This window comes from Sphingorhabdus sp. (assembly GCF_044357595.1).
Taxonomy (GTDB): domain Bacteria; phylum Pseudomonadota; class Alphaproteobacteria; order Sphingomonadales; family Sphingomonadaceae; genus Sphingorhabdus_B.
Genome location: NZ_JBIKPH010000001.1, coordinates 61388 through 77322, shown reverse-complemented (window position 1 = coordinate 77322; position 15935 = coordinate 61388). Strand labels below are relative to the sequence as shown.

Here is a 15935-nt window from a genome sequence, read left to right as displayed (position 1 = left end):
AATCGTCTAAATGCGATATGCTTTAACTATGCCAATCACCAAACCTCTATCGTCAAAAGTGCGTGCCCCCCAACGGGCTAACGGAATCAGGCGCCGCGAAACAATTTTGAACGCGGCGGCAGCGATTATTTCAGAAGCCGGAATCGCTGGCTTAACACTTCACGCGACAGCCCGACGTGCCAAGTCTTCGATAGGTTCGATGTATCACTTTTTCAGTGACAAAGATGAGTTGCTGGAGACGTTACGCGAAAAACATCGCACCTGCATGAATGATATGATGGAAAATGTGGTGGCCATAAACACGGGTGAATGGCAAAAAATGTCAGCCTCCGAAGTGATCGAATCTCTATTTGGAAAGCCGATCCGCTACTATTCTGCCAATCCTTTTGCACTAGAACTGCATCAAATACATGAGGGCCAGGCTGTCGACACTTTCTTGGAGCTCTTGGAGTCAGTCATTACGCTCCGATTGGGGGAGCTACGTGGCCAAAAGGTAGCAAAGGTTCTCTATGCAATTTCCACGGGAACACTATCGTTTGCTTTGGACGTTCGTGACACACGTCAACGTCCAATAATTACAGAAATTCCATATGTTTTAGAGGCTTATCTTGCATCGCAGGAAGCAATCGACGAGTAGCTTCACTTGATAAAAATGGGAATTATCTCCCTTGCCATACTAGACAGTTTTTTCTAATAAATAATGGGTACGGGAGAGAAATAGGATGTCACAAAAGTCCGAGGAAATAACCCCGGTTGCTGATTATATCATCGTCGGTTCAGGTTCGGCGGGCGCTGTTCTTGCAGATCGCTTGTCGGCAGATGGCCGCCATTCGGTGATACTGATTGAAGAGGGCGGCGGTGATAACTGGCTAAGCCGGATGCCTAAGGGCTTTGGCAAATTGATTGCCGATCCAGTCCGTGCGCACTTTTACCAAACCAATCCTCGGCCCGATGCCATGGTGAACCCACAAGTATGGATTCGCGGCAAAATGCTGGGCGGGTCAAGCGCGATAAACGGCATGGTTTGGAATCGTGGTGTCGCCGAAGACTATGACGGCCTTGAGGCTTTAGGAAATCCAGGTTGGGGCTGGAAAGACATGTTGCGCTGCCTGCGCGCGCTTGAGGATCACAATTTGGGTGAAAGCGAATATCGCGGCGCGGGCGGCCCGATTGCGATAACCACAAACCCTAACCAAAATGCTCTCTGGGCAGCAACTATCGCGGCGGGTAACAGCCTGCAACTGCGGACCAAGGATGACCAGAACGGTCCCGATCTGGAAGGCATTGGTTACGCACAATGGAACATCGACAAATCCGGCCGCCGGATCAGTTCGGCGCGGGTGTTACTGGACAAGGCAAAGGGGCGATCTAATCTAGCCATACGTACCGGTACCCGCATCAACCGCGTGTTGATCGAAAATGGCAAGGCAGTGGGCGTTGTAGGTGTAACTGACGGCCAAGAGGTTTCCTTGTATGCGCGGCGTGAAGTCATATTGTCGGCAGGCGCGCTGATTTCGCCAAAAATCCTACAGTTGTCGGGTATTGGCGATGGTGCGTTGTTACAAAGCCTTGGCATTGAAACCATCCACCACAGTCCAAATGTCGGGCGCCGCCTCCGCGAGCATAATGTTATGGCTCTGCACTATCGACTACGCGACTGGAAATACAGCGATAACCGAGAATATAGCGGCGCGCGACTGTTCGGCAATGTGTTAAACTATATGGTGCGCGGCAAAGGGCCAATGGCACGCGGTGCAGCAGAAGCCATCGCCTTTGTAAAGGCGCATCCCGCGACCACCCGCCCAGATACGCAGATTATGTTCAACCCATATTCGATGGGCGATACCAGTAAAGGTATCGCATTTGAGAATGAGCCGGGCATGCAAACTTATTCCTATATTCTTCGGCCAAAAAGCGAAGGGCATGCGTTGATCACGTCGGCTGATCCGAATGCGCCGCTCGATATCGACCCTGCATTTTATCAGGCCGATATCGACCGCGAAACCGCCGTTGAGGGCACACGGGCCATCCGCAGAATTATGGAGCAGGACGCGCTGAAGCCCTATGTTGTTGGCGAAACCGAAAAAACCAGCTGGGCGAAAAGCGATAAAGATATTCTGGAACTTTACAAAACCACTGGCAACTGCGGGCAGCATACTGTCGGCACTGCTGCAATGGGTCCAGATGAAACCGATGTGCTAGATAGCCATTGCCGGGTACGTGGCATCGAGGGCTTAAGGGTGATCGACTGCTCTATTTTTCGGGAAATGCCGTCGGGTAACACCAATGCTCCAACAATGGCGGCGGCATGGCGGCTGTCCGAACTGATGCAAGAAGAAATACGATAATCCATTGCATGCGTGCGATTTTCTTTTTCTAAAGATCAAAATTATGAAGGATTAGAGATATGACATTGATTGACAGGCACAAAAAGGCCGCAGAAATACTGCCCGTAGTCAGCTCGGTAATTGGCGGCGAACGCTACACAGTTGGCTCTGTCGGAACATTCGACCATATCAATCCTGCCACCGCACAGGCGCAGGCCAGCATCCCTTTGTCCGGAACGGATTCGGTCGATGCGGCTGTCGCAGCGGCACGCGCTGCAGCCCCGGGCTGGCGCAACACACCCGGCCCGCGTCGTCGCGAAATTCTTGAAAAGCTCGCGGCATTACTTATCGAAAATGGCTCAGAGTTGGCTACAATTTCAACGCTCGAAAACGGCGCCACAATGGGTTTTGGCGCAAACCGGTTTGTCACTATGGCATCGGATTGGACACGCTATTATGCTGGATGGGCAGACAAGCTTGATGGTCTTGTTGTCGATACTGCCCGCGATGAGGCTTTCGTTTACACGATACCTGAACCATTCGGCGTAGTCGGAATAATCATCACATGGAACGCACCTTTACTATCGTTAGCGATGAAAATTCCACCGGCACTCGCAGCGGGCAACACGATCGTCCTTAAGCCCGCAGAGTTCACGCCGTTCACTTCAATCCGCTTCCTTGAACTGGCGAAAGAAGCAGGGCTGCCAGATGGCGTGCTTAATCTTGTGATCGGCGGCCCAGAAACGGGTGCGGCCATTTCGGCCCACCCCGGCATTAACAAAATCAGCTTCACCGGAGGGCCCGCAACAGCAACGAAGATCATGCAGTCGGCTGCAAACAACCTCGTTCCTGTCCTGTTTGAGCTGGGAGGTAAGGGAGCCAATTTAGTGTTTGACGACGCCAATTTGGCAGAGGCTATTCCATATTCCGCAACATTCTCGCTTGTCAACACAGGCCAAGGCTGCGCCTTACCCACTCGGCTTTTGGTGCAGCGTGGCGTTTATGACGAAGTGGTTGAGGGCGTAACTGCTGTGGTCTCGCAGTATATTACGGGTGATCCACTTGAATTAACTACTTTTGCAGGACCGCTCGTGAACGACGCCGCCTTGCAAAGAGTGAGTGGCATCATCGAAAAGGCAAAATCCGAAAAGGCTGGTCGTCTTGTCTTGGGTGGCGGACGTCCAGGCGGCGAGCTTGCCGATGGCTTTTTTGTCGACACAACGATTTTTGCGGATGTCGATCCGCAAAGCAGCCTTGCACAGAATGAAGTATTCGGACCAGTGCTTTCGATCATTCCTTTCGATACTGAAGAGCAGGCCGTAGAAATCGCGAACAGTACTGCTTATGGTCTGACCAACTATGTGCAAACGGCAGATATGCGCCGCGCACGCCGTTTGGCCCGTGACCTTCATTCCGGAACGGTCGGGATTAACGGTACGGGTAATATGCACGTCGGCGCACCGTTCGGCGGAGTTGGTATTTCTGGCTTTGGTCGCGAAGGCGGCCGCGAAGGCGTCATGGAATTTGTCAGCACCAAGACTGTGTTGATCGGATAAACTTCCGACTTAGCGAAAGTAGAAAGGCCGGAGATACACATATCGTCTCTCCGGCCTTTTGATTTTAGAATATCACTACCGTGCGGATTGCTTGCCCGGATTTCATCAGGTCAAAGCCGCTGTTAATCTCTTCAAGCGAAATCCGGTGGGTAATGAGGCGGTCAATAGCCAACCTACCTTGGTGGTAATGCTCCAGAATTTTCGGCGTATCGGTCACTGGATTGCAATCACCAATAAATGTGCCGCGTATCGAACGGCCAAAGTAAAAGGTCGCGGCTGGCAGAGTGATTTGTTCGGTTACCGGTGCAATGCCGACAGCGACCATCACGCCCCAATAGGGGTTCACCAAGCCAACTGCTTGTTTTACGATTGCGGGATGCCCCACACAATCGAACGCATAGTCAGCATAACCGCCAAGCAACGCTTTTATCCGCTTATCAAGCGGTACAACATCATCTGCAGGATTGATAAAATCAGTGGCACCAAATTCGCGCGCGACCGCTTCTTTGGCAGGATTGGTATCAAGCGCGACAATGACGGACGCGCCCGCCAGTTTGCACGCTTGCAAGACGTTTAAACCAATGGACCCCATACCGAACACCAGCACTTTGCTGCCCAGCTCAACCTTGGCAACATTGTTGACGGCACCAAAGCCCGTCATCACGCCGCAAGGGACAAGCGATGCTGTTTCGAAAGACATGGCCGGATCAATGTGCGTTAGCCGCGCAGGATCGATGATTGTATGCGCGGAGAAACTGGCTGACGGTCCCATTCGGCCAAGTGGCTCCCCACGCCACGTAAACGGCGACGGCGCGCGGGCATCCTGCCCCATGCTATCGCAGTAACCGGTCTTTTTTGAAAGACAGGGTGGGCAGGTTCCACAATGTGCAGTGTTGCTTAGGATAACGGGATCGCCAAGCTTAACAGAAGTGACGCCCGGACCACATTCCACGACAATTCCAGCTCCTTCATGGCCAAGCACTGCCGGCAGCTTCACCGGAAATTTACCCTCCATTGCGGAAAGATCAGTATGGCAAAGACCAGACGCCTTCATCTCTACCAATACTTCACCTTGACCCGGTGCACGCACCTCAATTTCATCTATGATAAGCCGCTCGCCATTGCCTGGCGCGATGGCTGCTCTAGTCTTAATGCTCATGCTGCGATTTATCTCCTTTACTTAGATGGATGGTAAGCAGCTAAATGGAAACAGACAGTTCAATCTCTTGCCTGACCGCGCGAGTGGCGTATGGAAGCACATGACTGGGTCTCGATCTGATGTCCAATCTCTGAATAATAGACAATTGGCAACTTGAAATGCCGGAGACATGAGGGAAAAATGGAAAATGCGGTGCGTAAAGTTGACATACCTTCTGAGGTAGAGGGGTTGACCGCAACGTGGCTAACAGCTGCATTTAACCTAAAGTTCCCAGGCACGATTGTGGACAGCGCCCTTCATGAACTGAGGATTGCCGGGGCGGGTACGAAGGTTAGACTGCGGCTCAGTTATACTCGTAATCCGCATGATCTTCCGAGCGTGGTCTGGGCAAAAGGGGGCTGGGAACCACATAGTGCCTCTGCCCGAGCAATGGGCATCTATGCCAGAGAAGCCCAGTTCTATTCAGAATGGGCCTCTTTGATTTCGATTAAAGCTCCGGCCAGCTACTTTTCCGCCTGGCAGGGTGATGGCGATGGCCTGGTGTTGATGGAGGATATCCCATATTCTGGCGGTACAATGTGGGACGGCCGTGTCACACGAAGTGTCGATGACGTTGCTTCCCTGATTGACAGCCTTGCTTCTCTACATGCCCTGCGCTGGCGTGACCCTACGCTAGCGGAAGACCACCGTGTCTCTCTGCCAGTCTGCTCTACGGGACCACTCAGTGAATGGGCAATAGCTAATGGTGGCGAGCGGGTCCGTCAAATTATGGCGGGACCACGTGCCGAAGGCTTGCCCCAAAGTGTTCGAGACGGTGGCCGGATCGAAGCCGCATTTTGGAAGATGGTGAGACAAGTTGAGGCGGGCACAGACTATTGCCTCCTTCACGCCGATCCGCATCCGGGGAACTGCTACACGACCGCAGATGGCGCTGCGGGTCTTTACGACTGGCAGACCCTTTCGCGCGGCCCTTGGGCACATGATATCAGTTATTCAGTTGTAACAGCCCTTGAACCTGCGGATCGCAGGATTGCAGAAAGAGACCTGCTTATCCATTATCTCGATTGCCTGAAGAAGCACGGCTGTCGGCAAGTGCCGAAGTTTACCGATGCCTGGGATGAATATCGCAGGTACATCGCCATGCCACTTTTTATCTGGCCAACTAATCATGTTTCGCACCAGCCTGAAGATGTAATCCGCGCGCTTACATTTCGACTCGGCATGGCAGCGGCAGATTTTGATTTTTTCTCTCTTTGGGATGTGTGAGTATATAGTTACACTCCTCTGATATGACAGCTAGCCTTCCTTGACTTCTGAGGTCGAACTAGACTCGACCCCGATCCTGCAGCCGCTTTGCTCTGAAGACTAGGGCGTCATTTCCTCTGCTAATCCACCTTGATAGAGGGATCTCTGTTAAACGACGACCGCCAGTTCAGTCGCCTGCTTAATCGCCCGCTTCGCATCAAGTTCAGAAGCTTCATATGCGCCGCCAATCAAATGAGTGCTTTGCCCCGTGGCCAGTAACGCATCATATAGTTGGCGCGCAGGTTCCTGACCGGCGCATATGATCACCGTATCGACGTCAAGTAAGCGTGGCGTGCCGTTCAGCCGGATATGCAAACCGGCATCATCGATTGCAACATACTCAACGCCAGCCAACATATGCACCCCACGCCTCTGCAGGGTGATCCGGTGGGCCCATCCCGTCGTCTTGCCCAAGCCCTTGCCTACCGTACTTGCTTTGCGCTGGAGCAAGAAAACTTCTCGTCCGTTGCTGGCTACCACAGGCTCTACGCCCGTAACCCCGCCCCGCGGATGGTTCTCAAAATCGATGCCCCATTCCTTTGCAAATATATTGATATCCAGCGCCGCAGACACGCCCGCATGGGTAATCAACTCCGCAACATCAAAGCCTATGCCGCCAGCACCTATGATAGCGACCTTTTGTCCAACAACGGCTTTGCCGGTAATCACATCAAAATAGCTGACGGCCTTGGCATGATCGATACCGTCTATTTTTAGACTGCGCGGAGTGATGCCTGTCGCAACAACAACTTCGTCATAGCCTGCGGCAATCAGGGCATCGGCCGTGACGCGGGTATTCAACCGCAGGTCCACATTGTGTACTTCGATCATCCGTCCAAAGTAACGAAGCGTTTCGTCAAACTCTTCCTTGCCGGGAATTTTTCGCGCCAGATTAAACTGCCCGCCAATTGCACTGCTGGCGTCGAATAAGGTTACATGATGCCCCCGTTCCGCAGCGATCGTCGCAAAAGCCAAACCAGCGGGACCGGCACCCACAACGGCAATCCGTTTGGCGGTTTTTGTGGGACGAATGTCGATTTCAGTCTCACGGCAGGCACGGGCATTGACAAGGCACGAGACCGTCTGACCAGTAAATGTATGGTCGAGGCAGGCTTGATTGCAACCGATGCATGTGTTGATTTCGTTAACTCGGTCCTCAAACGCCTTATTGACCAATTCAGGATCGGCCAGCATTGGCCGCGCCATAGACACCAGATCGGCGTCTCCGCGTGCAAGCACAGCCTCTGCTATATCGGGCATGTTGATGCGGTTACTGGTAATCAGTGGTACCGAAACCTCCTTGCGTAGCCGTCCAGTTACCCCGGCAAAGGCAGCGCGCGGCACCATAGTAGCAATGGTGGGTACCTGGCTTTCATGCCAGCAAAAATGGGTGCTAATTGCATCTACGCCCTCGGCCTCTAATGCTTTGGCAAGGCTCACCACCTCATCCCAAGCCAAGCCGCCTTGCAACATGTCCATTGCGGCAATGCGAAAGATTAAAATCATGTCCGGGCCAATCGCAATGCGTACCCGGCGGACCACTTCGATAGCGAAACGCATACGGTTTTCCCAGCTACCGCCCCATTCATCATTACGCTGGTTCGTTTTTTCGACGAGGAAAGTAGAAATGAGATAGCCGGCAGAACCAATCACTTCGACGCCGTCATAGCCTGCTTCTTTCGCCAACGCGGCACAATTGGCAAAGGCAGCAATCTGTTCTTCTATACCATCCGCATCGAGTTCAACCGGCGCTTGCCTTGCTATGCGGGACTGAACCGGCGATGGGCCAACAGGTTCATCAACATTGGCGATGGAACCCGAATGCAGTATTTGCATGCAAATTTTGACCTGCGGGTCAGCGGCATGCACTGCGTCCGTAACCGCGCGGTGCATGGGGACTTCGGACAGTTCGCTTAATTTTGCGCCCTTGCCGCCGCTCGCATGCGGCGTAATGCCCCCTGTAATGATCATGCCAACGCCGCCGCGGACGCGTTCAACAAAGTAAGCGGAGAGCCGTTCCGCAGCATTTGGCACGTCTTCAAGACCGGAATGCATAGATCCCATGATGATGCGGTTCTTGAGCAGGTGATGCCCAACCTGAAGCGGTGCAAAAATATGCGGATATTTCGAATGAGCCAATTTGGTATCCTAGGTTAATCTGGCGTGTATTGCGGACGGCGCTTTTCCAGAAATGCATTCATGCCTTCGTTGAAATTGGGGCTGGCGGCCGTCATCAACTGGTTGCGGTTTTCTATCGCCATCGCTGCTTCAAGATTACCGGCATCGACCGCGAGGTTCAGTCCCTCTTTCGTCATCCGTAGCCCCATAGGCGAAGCAGCAATCAAATCATCAACATAGGATTGGGCCGCCGCTTCTAATTGATCGTCTGGCACCACCTCACTAACGAGGCCCGTCGCCAGAGCACGCGGGGCATTGATGAAACGGCCCGTGAGCATTAATTCAGACGCGACCGAAAGTCCGACAAGCCGCGGCAGAAAATAGCTAGTGCCCATATCGCAAGACGAGAGGCCAATCTTGATAAAGGCCGCATTCATTCGCGCGCTTTCCCCCGCAATACGAATGTCCGAAGCCAGAGCAAAGGCAAAGCCGCCGCCGCATGCTGCTCCGTGTACAAGGGCAATGATCGGCTGCGGACAACGGCGCATCTTCACATATATCTCGGCAATATGGCCTTGAAAGCCAAAGCCACCACCGAAAGGCGCTTCTGACGGATCGCCTTCGCTGCGGTCTTTGATATCCAACCCTGCACAGAAAGCGCGCCCTGCCCCGCGCATGACCACCACTCGGGTAGAACGGTCATGAAAAAGCTTGCCGAAATAATCGTTAAGTTCATCGACCATTTCAAGTGAGAGCGCGTTGAGTGCTTCTGGCCGATTAAAAGTCAGCCAGTCGGCGTCGCCTCGTTTTTCAATGATGATGTTGCGATAATCACTGGACATGGAATTCCACTCCTATCTCATGTTTCAACTTGCGTAGCGAACAGTGTTTAGTATAGCAACATCTCTGTGCTTGGTGAACCAACCAACTTGCGCAAACAACTCATTTTTTAGTTTTTGGAGGCGCAGACCATGACGGATTTTGATCTCACGGGTAGGGTTGCACTTGTAACCGGCGGAACCAGTGGAATTGGACGGGGTATAGCGCATCAGTTTGCGCGCGCGGGTGCCACCGTTGCAGTGTGCGGCAACCGCAATGTCGAGGCGGGAGCGCAGACCGCGGCTGAGCTCGAAGCCCTCGGGGTTAAGGCCAAATTCTACCAATGTGATGTCCGCGATCCCGAACGCGTCGATGCCATGATAGCCAGCGTTGTCCAAGATTTTGGCGGACTTCACATTGCTGTTAACAATGCCATGCAGCCTGCCGGGGCTTCAGGGATTTTCGATGATCGTGCGGTTGATGGATGGAAACGCTCGATCGACGGCTTTCTCTCGGCACCATTCTGGTGCTGTCGCGCCGAAGCTCGACATATGAAGGATAATGGCGGCGGATCGATTATCAACATTGCATCGATTGGCGGCCACCGCGTTGGTCGGTTGCGCGCAACCACTGGTTTGGTAGCGTACGGTACCTCGAAAGCTGCTCTGCTGTTTATGACCAAGGCGCTTGCCCGGGATTGGTCGCGCTATGGCATACGCGTCAATTCAATCAGCCCAGGCTTGATTGAAACACCCGCCACTGAAGTGCTCACGAGCAAACCGGAATCGGTTGAGCGTGAAGTAAAACAGATTCCCCTAGGCCGGGTCGGCGCCCCGGAAGATATTGCCGGGGCCGCGCTGTATCTAGCGTCGGATGCGTCATCTTATACGACCGGAATTGACATATTGGTCGATGGCGGGGCGTTAATCGGCTGATATCGCAACGACAACAGATACTTTATCATCCCGCCCTCCCGCTCGCACTCCCCGCATTACCATTCGTACAGCGGCGTCGCGCAGCACATCGAACGATGGAGAATCGTCGAGTTTTCCGGACATCCGGAGGACCACCAACCCGTGCATTGCTGCCCACCACGCATGGGCAATAAGTTCGGGATCCCCTTCTAAAAGGCCTTCGCAAACCATATCGCGCACATAAGTCGTGAGCGTTTTTTTCGACCGATACTCGGCTGTTTTTAGCTGCGCTGATTTGTGCGCATCCTCTTGTTCATAAGCAAAAATCAACTGGTACGCTGCAGGCTCAGTTTCAGCAAAATTGACATAGGCGTCGCCAATTGCGCGCGACCGCTGCCACAGGTCGCTGCTGCTGTTATATGCTGCTTCAATTGCCGATGAAAAACGATCGTTTGCAACCGCGCGCACAGAATCAAGTAGCTCGGCCTTGCTTGTAAAATAGCGGTACAGCGACGCTGCAGTCCAACCCATTTCGCTCGCGATAGAACGAAGCGAAACAGCGTTAACCCCATGCGAGACGATTTGGCGCTCGGCAATGCTGCGGATGCGATCACGCACATCAAATAATTGCGCTTCGGTAAGAAGGACGGCCATACCACCTAATTACCAAACGGCGTTAAGCATGCAACCGCAGTTATTCAGTTTCGTTAAGCAAGCATGCTTTGATATTTCTGCGAGAATACGTCACGCCCGATAATCAACCGCATCACTTCGCTGGTTCCGGCATAGATCCTGTTGATACGGGCATCGGTAAACATCCTGCTGATCGGATATTCGTCCATATAGCCGGCACCGCCATGCAATTGCACACCAAGGTCAAGCATCTTCCATTCGATCTCTGAGCACAGCATTTTCGCCTTTGCTCCCATTGTCGATGTTAACCGACCAGCATTATGTTCGGTAACACAGTGATCGACATAAACTTGCGCCATATCAATCTCAGAATCCATTTCGGCCATTTTAAACTGCGTGTTTTGCTGTTCCGACAGCGCCTTACCAAATAGATTGCGCTGCATGACAAAATCACGCGTAATGTCGAATGCACGGCGCGCGTTTGCAATATAACCAACTGCGCCAATCAGGCGTTCCTCGGCCAGTCCTTCCATTAAATAATAAAAGCCCTTGCCGGGCTCGCCCAAGACATTTGCCTTTGGCACCTTTACGTTGTTAAAGAACAGCTCCGCTGTATCCTGCGCTGGAAGGCCCATTTTCTTAAGTTTACGGCCGCGCTCAAAGCCCGGCATTCCCCGCTCAACGATTAAAAGCACCATGGCATGTTTGCTGTCCGCTCCAACTTGCTTTGCGGCGACGATCACAACATCGGCATTGATGCCGTTGGAAATATACGTCTTCGAACCATTCAGGAGGAAATGGTCACCCTTATCTTCAGCAGTAGTCCGAATTCCGGCAAGATCTGATCCTGCCCCCGGCTCGGTCATAGCTACGGCCAAGATTGTTTCACCGCTGACGCATTTAGGCAGGAAGCGCTCGCGCTGCTCGGGCGTTCCAAATCGCTCGAAATAGGGACCAACTAGACGGCTGTGCAATGTGTTGAAGAATTCAAGGCAGCCTACGCGGGCGGTTTCTTCGATGATAATCTGTTCATAGCGGAAATCATTGTCCCCCATGCCGCCATATTTTTCGTCGGGCCACACCATAAGAAAACCGAGATCACCGGCTTTTTTGTAAGCCGCGCGGTCAACAATGCCTGCTTCCCGCCACTCTTCCATATACGGAGCGATTTCAGTTGCCAGAAACTTGCGATAGGCATCGCGGAACATGATTTGATCTTCTGTAAAAGTGCGCATGATTTCCTGCCTCTTTGGTCGTGACTTTTGATTGCTTGCAAAAGATTTTGCCGCAACCTGCCAAAAAGTCTGTAGCGTAAAAACATCATAATAGGATACAGGATTAATGCGCAGTTTTTGCAAACACACCGGGCGTCTGGAGGTTATTCATGGCAGAAAATATCGTCGAAATCGAATATGATGGTGCCGTAGCCGTCGTCACGCTCAATCGCCCCCATGCAATGAACGCTTTGTCTGTTGCATTAAGGGCAAGCCTTTACCACGCGATCAAAGCGCTCGATGCCGACGAAGCGGTGCGCGTCGTGATTTTGACGGGATCGGGTGACCGCGCCTTTACGGCTGGGCTTGACCTCAAAGAATTAGGGTCAACTGAAGGGGCGCTGGGCGCAGCAAATGCGCAAGGGGCTGATGAAAATCCGGTGAAAGCCATCGAACTTTGCCGCAAGCCCCTTATCGGCGCAATTAACGGTGTGGCCATTACTGGCGGGTTTGAACTTGCCCTTGCCTGCGATATCCTCATAGCTTCAACGCATGCCCGCTTCGCCGATACCCATGCCCGTGTAGGTATAATGCCCGGTTGGGGACTATCTCAAAAACTGTCCCGCATTGTAGGTATGAGCAGAGCGAAAGAATTATCATTCACCGGCAATTTTCTCGATGCGTCAACTGCGGAACGTTGGGGGTTGGTCAACCATGTCGTTGCACCCGAAGAACTTATGCCATTGGCCCGCAAAATGGCTACTGACATTGCGTCCATCGATCCCGTATTTTTGATCGATTACAAGGCGCTGATCAATGATGGATATGCATCGAATCTGCGCGAAGGGCTTCAAACCGAACATGAGATTTCGTCTGCTCGAAACGCGGCAGTACGTCCCGACCAAGTCGAAGCGCGTAGGGCGGAAGTACAAGCGAGAGGTCGAAGCCAATAGCAGTCGTCGTTGACACAAACGTTCAGTGATGTAAGTTTTAAGTGTATAAAGTTTTGATAAGAAATGGATTGATATGATTGTCACTGGAGGATGCTATTGTGGCGCACTGCGTTACGAGGCGACGGGCGAATTTCTAGCCAAAGGCATGTGTTTCTGCCGGGAATGCCGACACATATCGGGCGGTGGAGCTAACGTTATTTTGGGCATGCCAGCGGCTGGTTTTACCTATATTGCAGGACAACCGAGCGCGTTCACTCGTGATGATTTTGAAGGCTCAGTAACACGTGAATTCTGCGGGACATGTGGGACACACATCCTCACAAAAAGCCCGCGCATGGTCGGTGCAGTGCTCATCAAAGTGGGTAGCCTCGACGATCAGAATGTCTACGATATGCCGAGCATGGCTGTCTATTGTTGTGAGAAAAAGCCTTATCACGTTGTACCCGACGGTGTTGCTAGCTTCGATAAATTTCCTACGCGCTAAGGCGAGGTAAAACACATCATGTTGGCCAATCAACTGGCTGACATATCATGCAAAATCGGATACATTCAAATGAATATAGCGCTATCATTATTGGTCGCATTTGTGATTATCGCTGGCAGCGCTGCCCATTTTGCAAAGCCTGCCGATTTTGCAGCACTCGTGCCTTCTTTCTTGCAAACAAACTTGGTCAATTATACCACAGGTGGGCTGCAAATCATCATCGGCATTCTCGCCTTGTTTCCGCTTACGCGCGCACTGGGAGGCCTGGCTTTCGCAGTTCTTTGTTCCGCGTATTTGCCCGTTCTCCTATAGGATTATTTTCGGCCTAGCCCAGCCTTCGCGCCGCCGGTTGCCGCAACTATCCAGGCCGTGATAAAACTGTTTTGATCTTAGCAGGCTTCACCTTATGGAAGCGAGCGAGCTTAGCAAAGGCTTGGCCGATCGGGGAACTGGGTACTAGGTTTAAACCAAGAGCCGCACCAAGGCTGAATCAAGGTTGGCGGCAAAAACCTTAGAAACAGCTGCTTCAGTGAAAAAGTTAAAGCCATGAAATCCACCAGCGTAGCTATGCAACTCGGTTTTTACGCCAGACTGACATAGCCGTTGAGCATAATCCAGGCTCTCATCGAAGAAGAGGTCGAGTGTTCCTGTAGCAATGTATGCAGGCGGCAAGTCTGCAAGATCCGACGCCAGCGACGGCGAAAACCAACCAACGCGCTCATCATCCACCCCATAATCACCCTTTAAGCAAGTCCAACCGAACTGATTTTTCTCTCGCGTCCAGACAAATTCACCAACACTGGGGTTTTTGTAGGGGTCGTCGCTGCCTCCGGTTCGATAGTCGATCATCGGATAGACCAATATTTGCGCGCATAAATTGTGAGCGCCCCGGTCCCTGACCATCTGCGCCAGTGCGGCAGCAAGGCCGCCGCCCGCGCTTTCGCCCATGACAGCGATGCGTGCAGGATCAACCCCAAGCGACCCCGCCTCCGCCATCAGCCATTCAAGAGCTGCGTAACAATCTTCCTGCGGCCCGGGAAACGGAGCTTCAGGCGCCAGCCGATAATCAACAGACACGATAACAACATCGTGCTTGGCTGCAAAACTGGATGGTCCAGAGCGCAGGCCATAAGCCGAGCCCATCACCATGCCGCCGCCATGAATATGCAGGATAGCCGGACGCTGCTTTTCGCCTTCTGGCTTGAATACTAGCACTGGAACCGAAGGTGCACCATCGCGCCCTGCCGCCAAATGACGGACTGGTTCGATCGGTGGCGGAGGGTGCATTTCCGATAGTGCATTACTTTCGGCACGCGCCTTCTCCAACGTCGCATGCGAAAGATCTATATTGGGAAACAGACCTAGTAAGGGAACCAACTCAGGATCAACGAGGTGCAGTGTAGACATGCTTTTTACCTAAAGACGCTTTCAGTTTATGGAAGGCGTGACCCTAACCCCAGCTATCACGAATGCCGACTGCCCAATTTTCTAGCCGCTTCCATAAAATTTCCCTTGTTCCCGCAAAATTATGCATGTGCGACGAACGCGGCAGCACCATAGTCGTGATGTCGGATGACATTGGATAAGCCTCTGGTTCGGTACGTGGGTCGGGTGCCACATCAATCTCGCCATTACCAATGAACACGGGGACATCGATCGCAGCGGCTTCATCGGTAACCACGCCGGGGCCCAACGGACCGCGCTCAGGGGCAAAGTTGGGGCCACCCGGCATGAACGAGGCGCCCCAGACCGGCACGGGCACTCCGATGCGTGCAGGATATCCAAGCAGGTCCTCCGCCACGATATCTTCCGGAACATCATCAAAATGAAAGGAACGACGATAAGGATGGTTCAGGCCGTCTCGCAAAGCTTCTGTGCCCTCGAGTTCAGCAGGAGGGGCGACATTACCCTGCCCGCTGACATCTTTGACCATTGTGCAGATGCCACTCCAGCCAAGCATTGCGACGCCTTTGAACAAGCCGTGCTCTGCCTGCAAATGCGTCAGCAGCAACCCGCCATAGGACTGGCCCATCGCAACGGGGAAAGGATTATCAATTGCAGGCAACTCGGTCATCAAGCTGCCATCCCGCAGACCCGTCAAAACGGAACGAGCGACGGCAGCGTTAATGCGCGCAATGTCCGAATGATTAAAGGCCCCTTCGGGTATGGAAGAATCGCCCACGCCAATATGATCGCAAGCTACAAAGATAGAGCCCTTGCCCACATGAAACTCGGCTTCGCTATATCCCGAGCGACCCGGCAGTTGGAGATCGAAATAGTGCCGGTTATAGCCTCCGCCAGGCCAACCGAACCAAACCAAAGGCCTACTAGCCAACAATACAGGATCGGGCGTAACAACTGTAACCATTGCGAAAAGTTTTTCACCTTTGGCTTCGGCAGGTTCAACGTTGATCCGAATGTCCTTACGCAACATAAATTGTTACCTCTCTGAT

15 protein-coding genes are annotated in these 15935 nt (G+C 52.7%); 8 read left to right on the top strand and 7 right to left on the bottom strand.

Going from position 1 to position 15935, the window contains the following annotated elements; translation table 11 throughout:
* Positions 1-28: 28 nt before the first annotated feature.
* The 3 genes from ACIQ2T_RS00375 to ACIQ2T_RS00365 all read left to right on the top strand — a co-directional run bounded on the left by ACIQ2T_RS00375 (position 29) and on the right by ACIQ2T_RS00365 (position 3883).
* The gene (locus tag ACIQ2T_RS00375) at positions 29-637 is read left to right on the top strand and encodes a TetR/AcrR family transcriptional regulator (RefSeq protein ID WP_397589063.1); all 609 of its coding nucleotides are present in this window, start codon (positions 29-31) and stop codon (positions 635-637) included.
* A gap of 85 nt (positions 638-722) precedes the next feature.
* A complete protein-coding gene (locus ACIQ2T_RS00370) occupies positions 723-2348 on the top strand; it encodes a GMC family oxidoreductase (protein ID WP_397589062.1) in 1626 nt (541 codons plus the stop codon).
* A 59-nt stretch (positions 2349-2407) separates the two neighbouring features.
* Positions 2408-3883, top strand: a complete 1476-nt coding sequence (locus ACIQ2T_RS00365; protein ID WP_397589061.1) for an aldehyde dehydrogenase family protein — start codon at positions 2408-2410, stop codon at positions 3881-3883.
* A 64-nt stretch (positions 3884-3947) separates the two neighbouring features.
* On the opposite strand, the gene ACIQ2T_RS00360 is transcribed toward ACIQ2T_RS00365, so the two are convergent.
* Positions 3948-5042 carry a zinc-binding dehydrogenase gene (locus ACIQ2T_RS00360; protein WP_397589060.1) on the bottom strand — a complete coding sequence of 365 codons (1095 nt, stop codon included), beginning with the start codon at positions 5040-5042 and terminating at the stop codon, positions 3948-3950.
* A gap of 192 nt (positions 5043-5234) precedes the next feature.
* Here ACIQ2T_RS00360 and ACIQ2T_RS00355 point away from each other — a divergent pair, with 192 nt between their 5' ends.
* Entirely contained in the window at positions 5235-6308 is a 1074-nt protein-coding gene (locus ACIQ2T_RS00355) for a phosphotransferase family protein (RefSeq protein ID WP_397589059.1), read from the top strand.
* A 147-nt stretch (positions 6309-6455) separates the two neighbouring features.
* On the opposite strand, the gene ACIQ2T_RS00350 is transcribed toward ACIQ2T_RS00355, so the two are convergent.
* Both ACIQ2T_RS00350 and ACIQ2T_RS00345 read right to left on the bottom strand, forming a co-directional pair.
* Positions 6456-8486: an FAD-dependent oxidoreductase gene (locus ACIQ2T_RS00350; protein WP_397589058.1), complete on the bottom strand. Its 2031-nt coding sequence runs from the start codon at positions 8484-8486 to the stop codon at positions 6456-6458.
* Positions 8487-8500: 14 nt separating this feature from the next.
* Complete coding sequence (locus tag ACIQ2T_RS00345) at positions 8501-9307, bottom strand: enoyl-CoA hydratase/isomerase family protein (RefSeq protein WP_397589057.1); 807 nt, start codon at positions 9305-9307, stop codon at positions 8501-8503.
* Between the two features lie 129 nt (positions 9308-9436).
* Here ACIQ2T_RS00345 and ACIQ2T_RS00340 point away from each other — a divergent pair, with 129 nt between their 5' ends.
* On the top strand, positions 9437-10219 hold the full coding sequence (locus tag ACIQ2T_RS00340) for an SDR family NAD(P)-dependent oxidoreductase (RefSeq protein WP_397589056.1): 783 nt from the start codon (positions 9437-9439) through the stop codon (positions 10217-10219).
* Here the strand turns inward: ACIQ2T_RS00340 and ACIQ2T_RS00335 are convergent.
* Together ACIQ2T_RS00335 and ACIQ2T_RS00330 are read right to left on the bottom strand one after the other, a co-directional pair.
* Positions 10208-10852 carry a TetR/AcrR family transcriptional regulator gene (locus ACIQ2T_RS00335; protein WP_397589055.1) on the bottom strand — a complete coding sequence of 215 codons (645 nt, stop codon included), beginning with the start codon at positions 10850-10852 and terminating at the stop codon, positions 10208-10210. The two genes, ACIQ2T_RS00340 and ACIQ2T_RS00335, sit on opposite strands and share 12 nt — an antisense overlap.
* A 53-nt stretch (positions 10853-10905) precedes the next feature.
* On the bottom strand, positions 10906-12066 hold the full coding sequence (locus ACIQ2T_RS00330; RefSeq protein WP_397589054.1) for an acyl-CoA dehydrogenase family protein: 1161 nt from the start codon (positions 12064-12066) through the stop codon (positions 10906-10908).
* A gap of 149 nt (positions 12067-12215) precedes the next feature.
* Between ACIQ2T_RS00330 and ACIQ2T_RS00325 the strand changes: the two genes are divergently transcribed.
* The 3 genes from ACIQ2T_RS00325 to ACIQ2T_RS00315 all read left to right on the top strand — a co-directional run bounded on the left by ACIQ2T_RS00325 (position 12216) and on the right by ACIQ2T_RS00315 (position 13794).
* Positions 12216-12998: an enoyl-CoA hydratase gene (locus tag ACIQ2T_RS00325; RefSeq protein WP_397589053.1), complete on the top strand. Its 783-nt coding sequence runs from the start codon at positions 12216-12218 to the stop codon at positions 12996-12998.
* A 73-nt stretch (positions 12999-13071) separates the two neighbouring features.
* The gene (locus ACIQ2T_RS00320; protein WP_397589052.1) at positions 13072-13482 is read left to right on the top strand and encodes a GFA family protein; all 411 of its coding nucleotides are present in this window, start codon (positions 13072-13074) and stop codon (positions 13480-13482) included.
* Positions 13483-13551: 69 nt separating this feature from the next.
* The gene (locus ACIQ2T_RS00315) at positions 13552-13794 is read left to right on the top strand and encodes a hypothetical protein (RefSeq protein ID WP_397589051.1); all 243 of its coding nucleotides are present in this window, start codon (positions 13552-13554) and stop codon (positions 13792-13794) included.
* 150 nt (positions 13795-13944) lie between these two features.
* Here the strand turns inward: ACIQ2T_RS00315 and ACIQ2T_RS00310 are convergent, their stop codons facing one another.
* Positions 13945-14889 carry an alpha/beta hydrolase gene (locus ACIQ2T_RS00310; protein ID WP_397589050.1) on the bottom strand — a complete coding sequence of 315 codons (945 nt, stop codon included), beginning with the start codon at positions 14887-14889 and terminating at the stop codon, positions 13945-13947.
* Between the two features lie 43 nt (positions 14890-14932).
* Positions 14933-15916, bottom strand: a complete 984-nt coding sequence (locus tag ACIQ2T_RS00305) for an alpha/beta fold hydrolase (RefSeq protein ID WP_397589049.1) — start codon at positions 15914-15916, stop codon at positions 14933-14935.
* Positions 15917-15935 lie beyond the last annotated feature (19 nt).

What these genes read in the sequence shown, in the direction of transcription:
- ACIQ2T_RS00365 (WP_397589061.1), top strand. Translation starts at nt 2,408, where the DNA reads ATGACATTGATTGACAGGCACAAAAAGGCCGCAGAAATACTGCCCGTA.
- ACIQ2T_RS00305 (WP_397589049.1), bottom strand. Translation starts at nt 15,916, where the DNA reads ATGTTGCGTAAGGACATTCGGATCAACGTTGAACCTGCCGAAGCCAAA.
- ACIQ2T_RS00375 (WP_397589063.1), top strand. Translation starts at nt 29, where the DNA reads ATGCCAATCACCAAACCTCTATCGTCAAAAGTGCGTGCCCCCCAACGG.
- ACIQ2T_RS00325 (WP_397589053.1), top strand. Translation starts at nt 12,216, where the DNA reads ATGGCAGAAAATATCGTCGAAATCGAATATGATGGTGCCGTAGCCGTC.
- ACIQ2T_RS00315 (WP_397589051.1), top strand. Translation starts at nt 13,552, where the DNA reads ATGAATATAGCGCTATCATTATTGGTCGCATTTGTGATTATCGCTGGC.
- ACIQ2T_RS00320 (WP_397589052.1), top strand. Translation starts at nt 13,072, where the DNA reads ATGATTGTCACTGGAGGATGCTATTGTGGCGCACTGCGTTACGAGGCG.
- ACIQ2T_RS00340 (WP_397589056.1), top strand. Translation starts at nt 9,437, where the DNA reads ATGACGGATTTTGATCTCACGGGTAGGGTTGCACTTGTAACCGGCGGA.
- ACIQ2T_RS00370 (WP_397589062.1), top strand. Translation starts at nt 723, where the DNA reads ATGTCACAAAAGTCCGAGGAAATAACCCCGGTTGCTGATTATATCATC.
- ACIQ2T_RS00310 (WP_397589050.1), bottom strand. Translation starts at nt 14,889, where the DNA reads ATGTCTACACTGCACCTCGTTGATCCTGAGTTGGTTCCCTTACTAGGT.
- ACIQ2T_RS00330 (WP_397589054.1), bottom strand. Translation starts at nt 12,066, where the DNA reads ATGCGCACTTTTACAGAAGATCAAATCATGTTCCGCGATGCCTATCGC.
- ACIQ2T_RS00335 (WP_397589055.1), bottom strand. Translation starts at nt 10,852, where the DNA reads ATGGCCGTCCTTCTTACCGAAGCGCAATTATTTGATGTGCGTGATCGC.
- ACIQ2T_RS00345 (WP_397589057.1), bottom strand. Translation starts at nt 9,307, where the DNA reads ATGTCCAGTGATTATCGCAACATCATCATTGAAAAACGAGGCGACGCC.
- ACIQ2T_RS00360 (WP_397589060.1), bottom strand. Translation starts at nt 5,042, where the DNA reads ATGAGCATTAAGACTAGAGCAGCCATCGCGCCAGGCAATGGCGAGCGG.